This window comes from Cupriavidus sp. F041, from assembly GCF_057814235.1.
Genome location: NZ_JBVASY010000001.1, coordinates 3525360 through 3539483, shown reverse-complemented (window position 1 = coordinate 3539483; position 14124 = coordinate 3525360). Strand labels below are relative to the sequence as shown.

At 66.3% G+C, this 14124-nt stretch carries 12 protein-coding genes; 11 read left to right on the top strand and 1 reads right to left on the bottom strand.

What is annotated here, in order from left to right; translation table 11 throughout:
* Positions 1 to 194 precede the first annotated feature (194 nt).
* From ACZY0R_RS16305 to ACZY0R_RS16290, 4 genes are all read left to right on the top strand, one after another.
* Positions 195 to 1400: a hypothetical protein gene (locus ACZY0R_RS16305; RefSeq protein ID WP_488859347.1), complete on the top strand. Its 1206-nt coding sequence runs from the start codon at positions 195 to 197 to the stop codon at positions 1398 to 1400.
* A 400-nt stretch (positions 1401 to 1800) separates the two neighbouring features.
* Positions 1801 to 3255 carry a cytochrome ubiquinol oxidase subunit I gene (locus ACZY0R_RS16300; RefSeq protein WP_488859346.1) on the top strand — a complete coding sequence of 485 codons (1455 nt, stop codon included), beginning with the start codon at positions 1801 to 1803 and terminating at the stop codon, positions 3253 to 3255.
* A gap of 5 nt (positions 3256 to 3260) precedes the next feature.
* Positions 3261 to 4268, top strand: a complete 1008-nt coding sequence (gene cydB / locus ACZY0R_RS16295; protein ID WP_488859345.1) for a cytochrome d ubiquinol oxidase subunit II — start codon at positions 3261 to 3263, stop codon at positions 4266 to 4268.
* Entirely contained in the window at positions 4268 to 4426 is a 159-nt protein-coding gene (locus ACZY0R_RS16290) for a DUF2474 family protein (protein ID WP_488859344.1), read from the top strand. Before cydB ends, ACZY0R_RS16290 begins: the two co-directional genes overlap by 1 nt.
* 36 nt (positions 4427 to 4462) lie before the next feature.
* Here the strand turns inward: ACZY0R_RS16290 and ACZY0R_RS16285 are convergent, their stop codons facing one another.
* Positions 4463 to 5227 (bottom strand): SDR family NAD(P)-dependent oxidoreductase, encoded by a 765-nt coding sequence (locus ACZY0R_RS16285; RefSeq protein ID WP_488859343.1) that lies wholly within the window; start codon positions 5225 to 5227, stop codon positions 4463 to 4465.
* Positions 5228 to 5374: 147 nt separating this feature from the next.
* Between ACZY0R_RS16285 and ACZY0R_RS16280 the strand changes: the two genes are divergently transcribed.
* The 7 genes from ACZY0R_RS16280 to ACZY0R_RS16250 all read left to right on the top strand — a co-directional run bounded on the left by ACZY0R_RS16280 (position 5375) and on the right by ACZY0R_RS16250 (position 14023).
* A complete protein-coding gene (locus ACZY0R_RS16280) occupies positions 5375 to 5971 on the top strand; it encodes a TetR/AcrR family transcriptional regulator (RefSeq protein ID WP_488859342.1) in 597 nt (198 codons plus the stop codon).
* Between the two features lie 39 nt (positions 5972 to 6010).
* Positions 6011 to 7330: an MFS transporter gene (locus ACZY0R_RS16275; protein ID WP_488859341.1), complete on the top strand. Its 1320-nt coding sequence runs from the start codon at positions 6011 to 6013 to the stop codon at positions 7328 to 7330.
* 377 nt (positions 7331 to 7707) lie between these two features.
* Positions 7708 to 9732: an alkaline phosphatase family protein gene (locus ACZY0R_RS16270; protein ID WP_488859340.1), complete on the top strand. Its 2025-nt coding sequence runs from the start codon at positions 7708 to 7710 to the stop codon at positions 9730 to 9732.
* Between the two features lie 26 nt (positions 9733 to 9758).
* Entirely contained in the window at positions 9759 to 9944 is a 186-nt protein-coding gene (locus tag ACZY0R_RS16265; protein WP_441635799.1) for a hypothetical protein, read from the top strand.
* 80 nt (positions 9945 to 10024) lie between these two features.
* Positions 10025 to 12178, top strand: coding sequence for a phosphocholine-specific phospholipase C (locus ACZY0R_RS16260; RefSeq protein ID WP_488859339.1), 2154 nt, complete (start codon positions 10025 to 10027; stop codon positions 12176 to 12178).
* 169 nt (positions 12179 to 12347) lie between these two features.
* Complete coding sequence (locus tag ACZY0R_RS16255; protein ID WP_276291182.1) at positions 12348 to 13217, top strand: LysR substrate-binding domain-containing protein; 870 nt, start codon at positions 12348 to 12350, stop codon at positions 13215 to 13217.
* A 107-nt stretch (positions 13218 to 13324) separates the two neighbouring features.
* A complete protein-coding gene (locus tag ACZY0R_RS16250; RefSeq protein ID WP_488859338.1) occupies positions 13325 to 14023 on the top strand; it encodes an HAD family hydrolase in 699 nt (232 codons plus the stop codon).
* The last annotated feature ends 101 nt before the right edge of the window (positions 14024 to 14124 follow it).

Here is a 14124-nt window from a genome sequence, read left to right as displayed (position 1 = left end):
ACGCCCGGCTCAACGCTTCTTCCGCATGCAGGAGCGCCGGCGCACAGGTAGAACTCCACGCTACGCAAACTTGAGCCAGATCAACTGGCGTTCCGATCGCACTCCTATAGTGACGAAGAGGTTGCACGACGCGTTGGGAATGGGTCGCGGTCTCAGGCAGACAGTGAGGCAGGTGGAAGCGCCGCCCAGTGCGAATGCTTCAGGTGTTCCGGGATTCCGCCTCGAAGCCGGGCGGCATCCGATCGTCGAACGAGCAGCAAACAGGCACTGCCATGAAACCTGCACACCACAGAAGGCTCCCCGGCAACGCCAGCGACTTCGCTAGCCTGGTATGCCGGAAGCTGTGGATATGGTTCGGCGCGAGCGTGCTGCTCCCTGCCTGCACATCGCTCGGCCCCACCACCATTGTTGCGGACCGCTTCGACTACAGCGCCGCGATCGCCGATTCCTGGAAACAGCAAACGCTGCTGAACATCGTCAAGCTCCGCTACGTGGACCTGCCAATTTTCGTGGACGTGGCATCGGTTGTCAGCGGCTATTCGCTGCAAGCCGGCGTGTCGGTGAACGGCACCGTTTCGGCGGCCAATGCGGTGCAGGGCAATTTTCTGGCGTCGGGGGTACAAGGCGTCTATACAGACCGGCCCACTATCACCTATACGCCCGCGACCGGGCAACGATTCGTGCGCGGGCTGATGGAGCCGATCGATCCCAGGAACATCTTCCTCATGCTACAGAGCGGTTATGCGGCGGACTTTGTGTTAAGCATGACGGTCGAGTCGCTCAACGGCGTGCGCAATCGCACGACGGCCGCGGGGATCGTGCGGGAGGCGGACCCGGAGTTTCAGCGCGCAATCGAGTTAATGCGCGACGTGCAGGCCGCTGGCGCATTCTCAATGCGCGTGGAAGAGGACAAAGTCAAGGGATCGACCGGCGTCTTGTTCTTCCGGCGCGAAGACATGCCTGCCGACATCGTGGCGAAGGTGGCCGAGATCCGCCGGCTGCTCAAGCTGCCTCCCACGATCCAGAAGTTCACGCTAAGGTATTCCCCGGCCCGTGGCGCGGACGATGAATTGTCCGTTAACAGCCGCTCAATGCTGCAGATCATGCTTGCCTTTTCCAGCTATCTGGATGTCCCGGAGGCACACCTGAAAGAACACAGCGCGCTGCCCGGGCTCGCGCAGACAGCATCGGAGACGCAACAGGACGCTGTCCGGATTCACAGTGGCAAGGACAAGCCGGCGCAGACGTATGCCGCCGTGCGCTATCGCGATTACTGGTTCTGGATTGAAAATGGCGATCTGAAGACCAAACGTGCTCTCGCGGCGATCATGCTGTTCTTCACGCTGGTGGATACCGGCAGCAAGGAGGCGCTGCCGCTGATCACCATTCCCGCGCAATAACCGACTGCCTTTCCGGCCGTCTTGCCGCCATTCTGATCCGGTCTTTTTGTCACCGGTTGCTTCTGTTATGTTCCTCGCACTGCCGGTAACATGCTCTCCATGGCATGCGCCCGGCGCGAAACGCACAAAATGCGCAACGCGCAGGATCGGGCACCGTGCCCAATCTCCCGGCAATGCTCATGGACATCCCCGCTTCAAACCTGCCCGCCCGGTCAGGGCCCGCCAAGGCCGCGGCACCCCGCCGCCAGCCGATCCATCCACTTCGCACGAAAAATGCGCCTTCCAATGCGCTCGCCCGGTGGTCTACTCTAGTGACTTGTGCTGCTGCTGCGCGCTGTGGCAAGGCCGCTCCCAGACTGGCAAGCCAGGCCCGTCGGCACAGCTTCATGGAGGTCACGATATGTTCGGTTTGAGCGCGCTCGACCTGGCACGGATCCAGTTCGGCTTCACCATTTCCTTCCATATCATCTTTCCCGCCATCACCATCGGCATGGCGAGTTACCTGGCGGTACTGGAAGGCTGCTGGCTGCGCACCCAGAATACGGTCTACCGCGACCTCTATCATTTCTGGTCCAAGATATTTGCCGTCAACTTCGGCATGGGCGTGGTGTCCGGCCTGGTCATGGCCTACCAGTTCGGCACCAACTGGAGCTTCTTCTCGGACTTCGCCGGCAGCGTGACCGGCCCCCTGCTCGCCTATGAGGTGCTGACCGCGTTCTTCCTGGAAGCGGGCTTCCTCGGCGTGATGCTGTTCGGCTGGAACCGGGTCGGCCCCGGCCTGCATTTCTTCTCCACGCTGATGGTGGCGCTCGGCACGCTGATCTCGGCCACGTGGATCCTGGCCTCCAACAGCTGGATGCAAACCCCGCAGGGCTACGAGATCATCGACGGCCGCGTGGTCCCGGTGGACTGGCTGGCGGTGATCTTCAATCCGTCGTTCCCGTACCGGCTGGTGCACATGAGCGTGGCGGCATTCCTCGCGACCGCGCTGTTCGTGGGCGCCTCCGCCGCGTGGCACCTGCTGCGCCGGCGCGACAACCCGGCCATCCGCAAGATGCTTTCGATGGCGATGTGGATGCTGCTGATCGTGGCGCCGATCCAGGCCGTGATCGGCGACATGCACGGCATCAACACGCTCAAGCACCAGCCGGCCAAGATCGCCGCGCTCGAAGGCCACTGGGAAAACCGCGGCGACGAGGCGCTGCCGCTGATCCTGTTCGGCTGGCCCGACATGAAGCGCGAGGAAACCCGTTTCGCGGTGGAAGTCCCGCGCCTTGGCAGCCTGATCCTCACCCATACCTGGGATGGCCAGATCAAGGGACTGAAAGAGTTCGCGCCGCAGGACCGGCCCAACGCCACCATCATCTTCTGGTGCTTCCGCATCATGGTGGGGCTTGGCATGCTGATGATCCTTCTCGGGCTCTGGAGCCTGCTGCTGCGGCGTGGCGAAAAGCTCTTCCACTCCCGCGCCTTCCTGCGCATGGCGCTATGGATGGGCCCGGCCGGCCTGATCGCGCTGCTGGCGGGCTGGTTCACCACCGAAATCGGACGCCAGCCCTGGGTGGTCTACGGGGTGATGCGCACCGCCGACGCGGTCTCGCCGCACGGCGTGCCGGAACTGGCGTTCTCGCTCGCGCTGTTCGTGGTGGCTTATTTCTTCGTGTTCGGCGTGGGCATCGCCTACATGATGCGGCTGGTGCGCAAGGGCCCGGTCATGCATGAAGGCGACCCGGAACCCGATGGCGGCCACGGCGTGGAAGGCACCCCGGCGCGCCCGCTGTCCGCCGTGGACGATCCGGGCGATGTGCCGGACGCCGTCGCCTCCGCTAACCGTCTGGCCGATCGTAGGAGCTGATCATCATGGGCATCGACCTTTCTCTTATCTGGATCCTCATCATCTTCTTTGGCGTGATGATGTATGTGGTCATGGACGGCTTCGACCTTGGCATCGGCATGCTGTATCCCTTCGTGCCGGACCGCCATGACCGCGACGTGATGATGAACACGGTGGCGCCGGTGTGGGACGGCAACGAGACCTGGCTGGTGCTGGGCGGCGCGGGGCTGCTGGCCGCCTTCCCGCTGGCTTACTCGCTGGTGCTCAGCGCGCTCTACCTGCCTCTGATCTTCATGCTGCTGGGGCTGATCTTCCGCGGCGTGGCGTTCGAGTTCCGCTTCAAGGCCAACGACCGCGAGCGCCACGTCTGGGACAAGGCGTTTATCTGCGGCTCGCTGGTGGCGGCCTTCTTCCAGGGCGTTTCGCTGGGCGCGTATATCGATGGCATCAAGGTCAGCGGGCGCAGCTTTGCCGGCGGGCCGCTGGACTGGCTGCAGCCCTTCCCGCTGTTCTGCGGGCTCGGCGTGGTGGTGGCCTATACCGTGCTGGGCAGCACCTGGCTGATCGTGAAGACCGAAGGCAAGCTGCACGAGCGCATGCTGGAACTCACCGGCAAGCTGGCCTGGGTGCTGCTGGCGGTGATCGTGGTGATCAGCATCTGGACGCCGATCTCGCAGCCGCGCATTGCGGAGCGCTGGTTCAGTTTCCCCAACCTGATCTGGTTCGCGCCGGTGCCGCTGCTGGTGGCGTTCGCCATGTACCGGCTGATCCGTTCGTTGCAGCAGCATGCCCACCTGGCGCCGTTCATGTACACGCTGGCGCTGGTCTTCCTGGGCTATAGCGGGCTGGCGATCAGCGTGTGGCCCAACATCGTGCCGCCCGACATCTCGATCTATGCCGCTTCGGCGCCGCCGCAAAGCCAGGGCTTTGCGCTGGTGGGCGCGCTGTTCATCATTCCCTTCATCCTGATGTATACGGTGTGGTCGTACTACGTGTTCCGGGGCAAGGTACGGCATGGGGAGGGCTATCACTGATGGCGGCGACGAACCACGGCGGGCGCGCGCAGCCGCCCAAGCCATGGCTCAAGCGGGTCGGCTGGCTGTTGCTGATCTGGGTAGCCAGCGTGGCGGCGCTGGGTGTGGCGGCCTTGCTGTTGCGCCTGCTGATGGGGCTGGCCGGCATGCATAGCTGAGGTGGCACGCCGGCCCGCCGTCACGGCTTCACGCCGTCACGCGGAGAGGCCACCGTCCACACCGATGCTCTGCCCGTGGATAAAGCGGCCGGCGGGCGACGCCAGCAACACGGCCAGGCCCGCCACATCCTTCGCCTCGCCGATACGGCGCATTGGAATGCCAGCGGCGAGCCTCGCTTCCTGCTCCGGATTGCCCCACAGCGCCTCGCGCGAGAACTCGGTGCGCACCGGGCCGGGGTTGATCGCATTCACATTGATGCCCTTCGGCCCCAGTTCCAACGCCAGGCTGCGCACGGCCCCGTCGGTGGCTGCCTTGGTGATGCTGTACAGGCCAAGCATGGCCGAGCCGCGCTTGGCCGCAATGCTCGACATAAAGATGATGGCGCCGTCGCCGCGTCCGATCATCTGCGGGGCCAGCGCATTGACCAGCACCAGGTTACCCCGCACATTGCCGGCCATGGCTTGCTCAAACACTTCCGGACCCTGGCTCAGCAGTGACCCGGCCACGCCGCTGCCCGCTGCGTTCAGCACCAGCGCGTCCACACGGCCGTAGGCGTCCAGCACCTGGCTGGCAAACGCCTGGATGCTTTCCAGGTTGCCGATATCGCAAGCGATGCCTTTGGCCTTGAACCCCTCGCCTTCCAGCGCGGCGGCCACCGCTTCGGAAGCCGCCTGATCGCGGCCGGACACCACCAGTGCGGCGCCGGAAGCACCCAACGCACGCGCCATTTCCAGGCCCATGCCCTTGGTGGAGCCGGTGATGACGGCAACGCGGCCGGTGAGATCGAACAAGTTCTGCATGACAGATTCTCCTGTGGGAAAGGCAGCGCCGCCCGCATCGGTGATGCTGTCGGCGGCGCCGATTTAAATGATGTCCAACATCTATTGAATAAATTATGGTCATCATCTAAAATCCGGTCAAGCAAAGTTTTGGCAGGAAAATCAAACATGGCGCGCGCATCACGAGAGCAGGCAGAGAAGCACCGGGAAGCCATCGAGCAGGCTTCCTCCAGGTTGTTTCGCGAACGCGGACTGAACGGCGTGAGCGTGGCGGAACTGATGGCCGGCGCCGGCCTGACGCACGGCGGCTTCTACGGACACTTCTCGTCAAAGGACGCGCTGGCCGCGCAGGCGAGCAAGCGCGCCTTCGAGGAATCCGCGCAGCGCTGGACACGGCGCATCGAGCGCGCCGAAGGTGACAAGCGGGCGATGCGCGCCAGCCTGGTCGAGCCCTATCTCACCAAGGCGCATTGCACCAGCCCCGGCGATGGCTGCGCGGCGGTGGCCCTGGCCAGCGACATTGCCCGCGAACCGGCGGACAAGCCGGTGCGCCAGGTCTATATCGATGGCTTCAGGCAAATGGTCGAAGACTGGATGAAGACGGTCGACCACGAAGACCCGGCCGAGCGGCGCAAGCTGGCGCTGGCGCAGCTTGCCACGCTGGTGGGCGCGATGACCCTGGCGCGGGCCACCGAAGGCGATGTCCTGTCCGAAGACATCCTCGCCGCCGCGCGGGAGATGCTGCTGGGCCCGCTCGCGCAATAACGAACACCTCACAGAATCCCCAACGCCCCCGGATATCCCATGTTCGCTCAAGCGCTTTCCAGCCGGCTCGACCGGCGCGGCATCCACTACGCGTGGCTGATCGCCGCGATTACCTTCTGCGTGATGCTGACCACCTCGGCCGCGCTCGGCCTGCCCGGCGCTTTCCTCAAGCCGCTGACGCGCGAGATGGGCTGGGACACCGACCAGATCTCGTCGATCCTGGCCTTCCGCTTTGCGCTGTTCGGCCTGATGGCGCCGTTCTCGGCCATCCTGATGGAACGCTTCGGCGTGCGCAATGTGGTCTGGGCAGCGCTGGCGCTGATCGCCGGCGGCATGGCGCTGGCCACCGTGGCGACCGAACTCTGGCAGTTGTTTATCGCCTGGGGCCTGATGCTCGGCGTCGGCTCCGGCCTGACCGCGCTGGTGCTCGCCGCCGTGGTCGCCAGCCGCTGGTTCAGCGCGCGGCGCGGGCTGGTGATCGGCATCCTGACGGCCAGTTCGGCCACCGGCCAGCTGGCCTTCCTGCCCGTGGCAGCCTGGCTGATCGAGCATATGGGCTGGCGCATCGCCGTGCTGCCGGTGCTGGGGGCATGCGCCTTGCTGGCGGTACTGGTGTTCTGCTTCATGCGCAACCGACCCGGCGATGTGGGCCTCAGCGCCTACGGCGAAGTGCCCGTGCATGCGCCCGCCGCGCCGGCGCAGGCCAGCGCGCCGCCCGCGCCGCTGACCCTGCGCGGCCCCTTCGTTGTGCTGCGCGATGCTGCCCGCAACCAGACCTTCTGGATCCTGGCCGGCACCTTCTTCATCTGCGGCCTGAGCACCAACGGGCTGATCCAGACACACTTCATCTCGCTGTGCGCGGACTTCGGCATGGCCGCGGTGCCCGCCGCCGGCGCACTGGCGATGATGGGCGCATTCGACTTCGTCGGCACCATCCTGTCGGGCTGGCTGTCGGACCGCTACGATTGCCGCAAGCTGCTGTTCTGGTACTACGGGCTGCGCGGGCTGTCGCTGTTCTGGCTGCCGCACTCCACGTTCACGCTGTACGGCTTGTCGATCTTCGCCATGTTCTACGGCCTGGACTGGATCGCCACGGTGCCGCCCACGGTGAAGCTGGCCGGCTCCGTCTTCGGCAAGGAGCGCGCGCCGATGGTGTTCGGCTGGATCTTTGCGGCCCACCAGGTCGGCGCCGCCACGGCCGCGTTTGGCGCGGGCCTCACGCGCACCCTGCTGCTGACCTATACCCCGGCCCTGTACGCGGCGGGCGCGGCCTGCGTGGTGGCCGCCCTGCTGGCGCTGATGGTCCGGCGCACGGCCACGCAAGCCAGCGGCGCGTCCAATCAAACAGCCAAGGCCTGAGTTTCGCGGCGCCAGCCGCCGCCGCTGCGCTGCCTCCATCGCCATGACGGGGACAGCGCAGCGCGATTGATGCTCCGCTACGCGCAGCATCCCGGCTTTTCCCCTCCCATCTCCGCACTTCTCCGCAGTCTTCGAAGGCCGCCTCCACGGCCAGCTCATCCCTCAAATCCCGGCTCCCGCCGCCCACGCCAGGGCTCGCGCATGCGTCGCCGCGCCTGTCGCCTCAAGAATCCGAATAGGCGCATCAGCATTCTTTGCCTCCCTGTCACCCGGGTGACAACCCCTTTTCTTACTCTGCGAACGCGTCGCGGGGAGCGCGATCGGCAGCGCCGGCAATTCGGCGTACCGCTTCAGACAACAGAAAAGAGGGATCGGATATGGCATGGAAACAGCGGGCGCGCATGGCGTGTGGCCTGGCCCTGGCGGGTACGGTAGCGGCATGCGGAGGCGGCGGTAACGACACGCCGGCGACGGCGGCCCCCGAGCAGAACAACACGGGGCCGGGCGGCGCCGCCAGCAAGAAGGTGCTGCTGGTCGGTGTGGATGGCGCCACCTACAGCCAGCTGCAGAGCGCAATGGCCCAGCGCAGCCTGCCCAACCTGGCCACGCTGGCGATCACGCCCGCCGCCACCGGTGGCAGGCTCGGCACCACCACCGAGCAGGTTCCGCTCAACGGCCCGAGCTGGGCCACCGTGCTCAGCGGCAGCTGGGCGGACCGCCATGGGGTCACCGACGACGTGGCCGCGGCGGCCGGCCTGAAGGCGCCCAGCGTGTTCCAGTATTTGCGCGGCGCCAGCGCCACCGCAGGCACAGCCCGGCTGCGCCTTGGCGGCGCAACCAGCGCGCCCCTGCTGCCGGCGCTGCTCAAGGCCGACGTCGCCGCGGGCAACCTCGATTCCCTGCGCGACTGCAATGCCGATGACAACTGCGTGACGCAGGAGACCGTCAAGCTGGTGCAGTCGGGCTACGACGTGGTCTTCGCCCAGTACGCGGCGCCCGATGCCGCGGCCGCCGCGCAAGGCTTCCAGGGCGGCGGTTACGCCACCGCGCTGTCGGGCTTCGACCAGGCGCTCGGCAAGCTGCTGACGGCCGTGCAGGCGCGCCGCCAGGCCAATGCGAACGAAGACTGGCTGGTGGCCGTGACCACCAGCCACGGCCTGGACGCAACGGGCGCCACCACCACGCTGCCGACGGTGCAGAACCGCACCGCATTCATCGCGCTCAACAAGCCGTTCAATGCGGCGCTGGCCAGCAACCTCCCCCCGGCGCCCGCCAATGCAACCGCGCTCTCGGCACTGCCGACCGAAGCCGACCTGTTGCCGACCGTGCTCGCGCATACCGGCGTGGCGGTGCCTGCCGCCTCGTACAAGCTCGATGGCTCGGCCCTGACCGGCAACGTGGGCGTGCGCGGCTTGAGTTCCGTGGTGGGCGCCTACAACGCATCGCTGCTGCTGTCCTGGCAGAACCCCACCACCGCCGGCGGCGACATGGCGCTGCTGCGCGACGGTGTGCAGATCGCCACGCTGCCGGCCGGCACCACCAGCTACGAAGACAAGACGCTCAACGCGCCCGCCAGCGCCATCTATCGCTTCAACTACACGCTGGTGCGCAACGGCGTGCCCACCGCGATGCTGGCGCAGATCAACTACGTCAAGCCGATCGTGCTGGCTGACACGCTGCGCAACAACCTGTCCGCTTACTACAGCTTCGAGACGCTGCCGGCAACCGACAGCAAGGGCACTACCACCATCGGCCCCTGGGTCCCTGGCACCGACGGCGGCTCGCTGGGCAGCGATAACTTTGGCGGCAAGTCGCTCAAGGTCGATTCGAGAATCGATGCCTACCAGCTCACGCAGAGCGGCGCCGATATCGCGCTCGCCCCGCAGTTCACCATCGGCTTCTGGTTCAAGTCCGACTGCACCCAGGGCAACGGCACCGGCGAGCCCATCCTGTCGAACAAGAACTATGTCTCGGGTAGCAACGCCGGCATCGCCCTCGGCCTGTTCGGCAGTTGCGAGATCCGCTTCAACATCGGCAGCGGCGGCAAGCGCGACGACATCCAGGGCATGAAGTTCAGCGCCAACCAGTGGGCCTACGTGGCTTTGTCGATCAACGCCACGGCCAAGACCTTCAGCGCCTACATCATCGATCCGGTGCTGGGGCTGCAGAAGACCGAAAACAAGGCCATCGCCAACACCGACGTGACCAAGCTCAACGGTCTCGCCACCAAGGTCTGGGGCATCAACGACGATGCCACGCATGCCTATGTGCCAAACAACAGCGGCGCGCTCAAGGGCGTGATGGAGTTCAACGACCTGGCCATGTGGACGCGCCAGCTCAGCCTTGCCGAGTTGCAAACGATCACCGGTTCGCGCCAGCCGCTGTCCACGCTCAATCCCTGATTCCTCCCACGAGAGCAAACGTGACCATGAAGCCTTCTATTTCCTTCCTCGCACGGCCAGGCTGGCTGGCGGCACTGGCGCTGTGCGCCGCGCTGGCAGCCTGCGGCGGCGACTCCGCCGACAACAAGCCCGCCGATCCGGCTCAGCCCGCCCAGCCGGCCCAGCCCGGACAGCCTCCCGCGGCCACGCCGCAGTTGCGCTGCGCGCCGTAGGGCGTCGATTAGCGCCAAATGGCACCCCGGCGCCGACCGGACGTCCGGCACAACCCGAACAGACCAGCCAGAAAACAAAGATGAGCCTTCACAGCAGACGCAAATTCCTCAAGATGGCCAGCGGCGGCACCGCCGCTGCCGCGGCAATGGCCGCCTTCCCGCTGTCGATCCGCCGCGCGCTGGCGATTCCCGCCAACAACGCCACCCGCAGCATCCGCGACGTCGAGCACGTGGTGATCCTGATGCAGGAGAACCGCTCCTTCGACAATTACTTCGGCACCCTGAAGGGCGTGCGCGGCTTTGGCGACCGCTTCCCGATCCCGCTGGCCGGCGGCCTCAGTGTCTGGCAGCAGAGCTACACCAACCGCATCGTCCAGCCGTACCACCTCGACAGCGCGACCGGCAACGCACAGCGCGTCAGCGGCACGCCGCACAGCTACCCCGACGCCCAGAACGCCTGGGACCTGGGCCGCATGAACAAGTGGCCCACCTTCAAGAACACCCAGTCGATGGGCTACTACACCAAGAGCGAACTGGACTTCCAGTTCTCCCTGGCCGAAGCGTTCACGCTGTGCGACGCCTATCACTGCGGCTTCCACGGCGGCACCAACACCAACCGCCTGTTCCACTGGACCGGTACCAACGACCCCACCGGCGCCAATGGTGGCCCGGTGATCGACAACAGCGGCGACTCCATGGGCGCCTCCACCGGCGGCTATCGCTGGACCACCTATCCGGAACGCCTGCAGACGGCCGGCGTGAGCTGGAAGGTCTACCAGAACATGCCGGACAACTTCACGGACAACCCGCTGGCTGGCTTCGTGCAGTACCGCAAGGCCAACGAGGCGCGCGGCAATGCCTCCAACGGCAGTCCCTACCCGGCCTATACCATCGCCGACGATGTGATCAACCCGCTTATCAAGGGCATCGGCAACACCATGCCGGACGGCGGCTTCCTGCAGGCACTGAAGGACGACATCGCCGCGGGCAGCCTGCCGCAGGTATCGTGGATCGTCGCGCCGGCGACCTACTCCGAGCACCCGGGGCCTTCCAGCCCGGTGCAGGGCGCCTGGTACACGCAGGAAGTGCTCAATGCGCTGACGGCCAACCCGGACGTCTGGAGCAAGACCGTCCTGCTGATCAACTTCGACGAGAACGACGGCTTCTTCGATCACGTGCCGCCGCCGTGCGCGCCCGCCTACGATGCCAATGGCGTGCTGGCCGGCAACTCCACCATCGCCACCGACGGCGAATACCATACAGACAAGCATCCCTACGGCCCCGGCCCGCGCGTGCCGATGTATGTGGTCTCGCCGTGGAGCCGTGGCGGCTGGGTCAACTCGCAGGTGTTCGACCACACCTCGGTGCTGCGTTTCCTGGAGGCACGCTTCGGCATCGCCGAGCCCAACATCAGCCCCTATCGCCGCGCCATCTGCGGCGACCTGCTGTCGGCCTTCAACTTCGTCAACCCCAACAGCGCGGTGCCGCCTGCCCTGTCCAGCCTCACCAAGACCTCGGCCGACAGCGTGCGCACGGCACAGGAAGCCAAGCCCCAGGTCGCGCTGCCCAGCGTGGACTTCCAGAGCGCCAACCCGGCCAGTCAGGAAGTCGGCACCCGGCTCTCCCGCGCCCTGCCCTATGAGTTGCATGTGAGCGGCCGCGAGGACCCCAGCGCGCGCGCCATGTGGCTACTGTTCAGCAATACCGGCACGGCCGCCGCCGTCTTCCACGTCTACGACCGCCTGCACCTGGACCGCGTGCCGCGCCGTTATGCGGTCGAGCCCGGCAAGCAGCTCAATGGCAGCTGGGATGTCTTCACCACCGACAATGGCAAATACGACCTGTGGGTACTGGGCCCGAACGGCTTCCACCGCAGCTTCCAGGGCGACGTCAGCACCGTGACGGCCGCTGGCGGCACCGCGCCGGAAATCCGCGTGTGCTACGACATTGCCAACGCCGCGGTCTACCTGACCATGATCAACACCGGCGCCGCGGCCTGCACCTTCACCGTCACGCCCGCCGCCTACCGCGAAGACGGCCCCTGGACCTTCGAGATCCCGCCGGGCAAGCAGCTTGACCAGCACTGGCCGGTGGGCCTGCAGGGCAACTGGTACGACTTCGTCGTCACCACCACCCAGGGCAGCTTCAGGCGGCGCTTTGCCGGCCGCCTGGAAACCGGCGCCGACGGGGTGTCCGACCCCGCGCTGGGCAAGCCCGCACGGGCAGTGCCCTGAGCGAAGCCGGGCGGCGGCAGGGGCACCTGCCACTGCCGCCGCCCGTGCCGTCCATCCCTTGCGCCATCGCGCCGCCGTGCCCACGGCGGCGCGATGGCGCGTTGTCACATGAATTGTCATAAATCGCCGCTAGACTGGCGCGCTTGCCTTATTCCCACGGAAATCCCCCATGCTCGGCGACCTGCTGACGACGTTTTATGAAGTGGCGCGGCAGGGCAGCATCACCACCGCCGCCAAGCAGTTGCGCGTGAGCCAGCCCACGGTCACCGGCCGTATCCGCCAGCTTGAAGAGAACTATGGCGTTGAGCTGTTCTACCGCCGTGCCGGCCGGGTCGACCTGAGCGACGTCGGCGTGGCCCTGATGCCGGTGGTGGAGCAACTGATGCAGCATGAAGGCAGCGCGGATTTCCTGCTGCGCAATGCCGGCAACCTGCATCTGGGCCATCTCCGCATTGGCGCCACCGGGCCCTATTACATCCTGAGAAGCGTGGCCGCATTCCGCGAGCGCCACCCCGCCATCGAGATCAGCATCGAGATCGGCAACTCGCAGCAGATGCTGGATGCGCTGTTCGAGTACCGCATCGACGTCGCGGTCTCGTCGCACGCCGTCGACGACGATCGCCTTGCCCGCATCACCCTTGCCTCCGATCCAATGGTGCTGGTGGTCAACCAGGGCCATCCGCTGGCGCGCGCGCGCAGCGTCAGCCTGGCGCAACTCGGGGCCTGCCACCTGCTGGTGCGCGAGCATGGCTCGATGACGCGCAAGGCCACCGAGACCGCGCTGGACAACGCCGGCGTGCCGTTGCCCGCGAGCACCGTGATCGGCAGCCGCGAAGCCATCTGCGAAGCGATCCGCCAGGGCCTCGGCGCCAGCGTGGTGCCGCTCGGCGAGGTCCCGCGCGACCCGGCGCTGTGCGTGGTGCCGTTCGCCAGCGACCCGCCCGTGCTGCACGAATATCTCTACTGCCTGCAAGGGCGCACGCACACGCGCCTGATCGGCGCCTTCCTGGAATGCCTGGCGCCGCGCGCGGCCGCGTAGGCACGCACGAAATCCGCCAATAGCGGTATTGGAATTCTTGCGCCGCGCTTCATCCCCAGGTCATTGCCGGTACGCATGCTTGCGGCTTTTCCGACCGGAGACGGCGCATGTCCTGCCTTGCCTTGTTTGACCTCGACCACACGTTGCTACCGCTGGATAGCGAATATGAATGGGCACGCTACCTGGTGGAAGTGGGTGCCGCCGATGCGCGCGACGTCGATGCCAACAATGCGCTGTGGCTGGCCGAGTACAGCGCCGGACGTCTCGATTTCCACCGCCATGCGAGCTTCGCCCTGGGCCTGCTGGCGCGCCATCCGCGCGCGCGCCTGGAAGCCTGGCGCAGCGGCTTCATGCGCGACGTGATCGCGCCGGCCATCCGGCCCGAAGCGCGCGCCCTGCTGGCGTCCCATCGCGGCGCCGGCGACCTGTGCTGCATCGTCACCGCCACCTGCCGTTTCGTCACCGAGCCGATTGCCCAGGCGCTGGACGTGCCCCACCTGATCGCGGTGGAGGCCGAGCGCGGGGCGCAGGACGAATTCACCGGCGCCGTCGAGGGCGTGCCGAGTTTCGGCGCTGGCAAGATCGAGCGTGTTACGCAGTGGCTTGGCTCCCTCGGCATGGCCTGGGACCAGTTCGGGCGCACGGTGTTCTACAGCGACTCGCGCAACGATATCCCGCTGCTCGAAGCCGTCAGCCACCCGGTGGCCACCAACCCGGATGCCGCGCTGCTCGCCCTGGCGGGCGTGCGTGACTGGCCGGTACTGACGCTGTTTGCACCGCCGGTGCCGGTCCTCGCATCCGCCTGACAGGCGGCGCGCGTCACGGGGCTTTCACATTACAGGGGGATGATGGCGGGCACGCTTTTATATCCGGACCGGCGCCAGCGCCTATATTGGCGTTAGCGATC

Excerpts from the sequence above, each read along its gene's own strand:
- ACZY0R_RS16305 (WP_488859347.1), top strand. The coding sequence starts at position 195 with ATGCTTCAGGTGTTCCGGGATTCCGCCTCGAAGCCGGGCGGCATCCGA.
- ACZY0R_RS16300 (WP_488859346.1), top strand. The coding sequence starts at position 1,801 with ATGTTCGGTTTGAGCGCGCTCGACCTGGCACGGATCCAGTTCGGCTTC.
- cydB (WP_488859345.1), top strand. The coding sequence starts at position 3,261 with ATGGGCATCGACCTTTCTCTTATCTGGATCCTCATCATCTTCTTTGGC.
- ACZY0R_RS16290 (WP_488859344.1), top strand. The coding sequence starts at position 4,268 with ATGGCGGCGACGAACCACGGCGGGCGCGCGCAGCCGCCCAAGCCATGG.
- ACZY0R_RS16285 (WP_488859343.1), bottom strand. The coding sequence starts at position 5,227 with ATGCAGAACTTGTTCGATCTCACCGGCCGCGTTGCCGTCATCACCGGC.
- ACZY0R_RS16280 (WP_488859342.1), top strand. The coding sequence starts at position 5,375 with ATGGCGCGCGCATCACGAGAGCAGGCAGAGAAGCACCGGGAAGCCATC.
- ACZY0R_RS16275 (WP_488859341.1), top strand. The coding sequence starts at position 6,011 with ATGTTCGCTCAAGCGCTTTCCAGCCGGCTCGACCGGCGCGGCATCCAC.
- ACZY0R_RS16270 (WP_488859340.1), top strand. The coding sequence starts at position 7,708 with ATGGCATGGAAACAGCGGGCGCGCATGGCGTGTGGCCTGGCCCTGGCG.
- ACZY0R_RS16265 (WP_441635799.1), top strand. The coding sequence starts at position 9,759 with ATGAAGCCTTCTATTTCCTTCCTCGCACGGCCAGGCTGGCTGGCGGCA.
- ACZY0R_RS16260 (WP_488859339.1), top strand. The coding sequence starts at position 10,025 with ATGAGCCTTCACAGCAGACGCAAATTCCTCAAGATGGCCAGCGGCGGC.
- ACZY0R_RS16255 (WP_276291182.1), top strand. The coding sequence starts at position 12,348 with ATGCTCGGCGACCTGCTGACGACGTTTTATGAAGTGGCGCGGCAGGGC.
- ACZY0R_RS16250 (WP_488859338.1), top strand. The coding sequence starts at position 13,325 with ATGTCCTGCCTTGCCTTGTTTGACCTCGACCACACGTTGCTACCGCTG.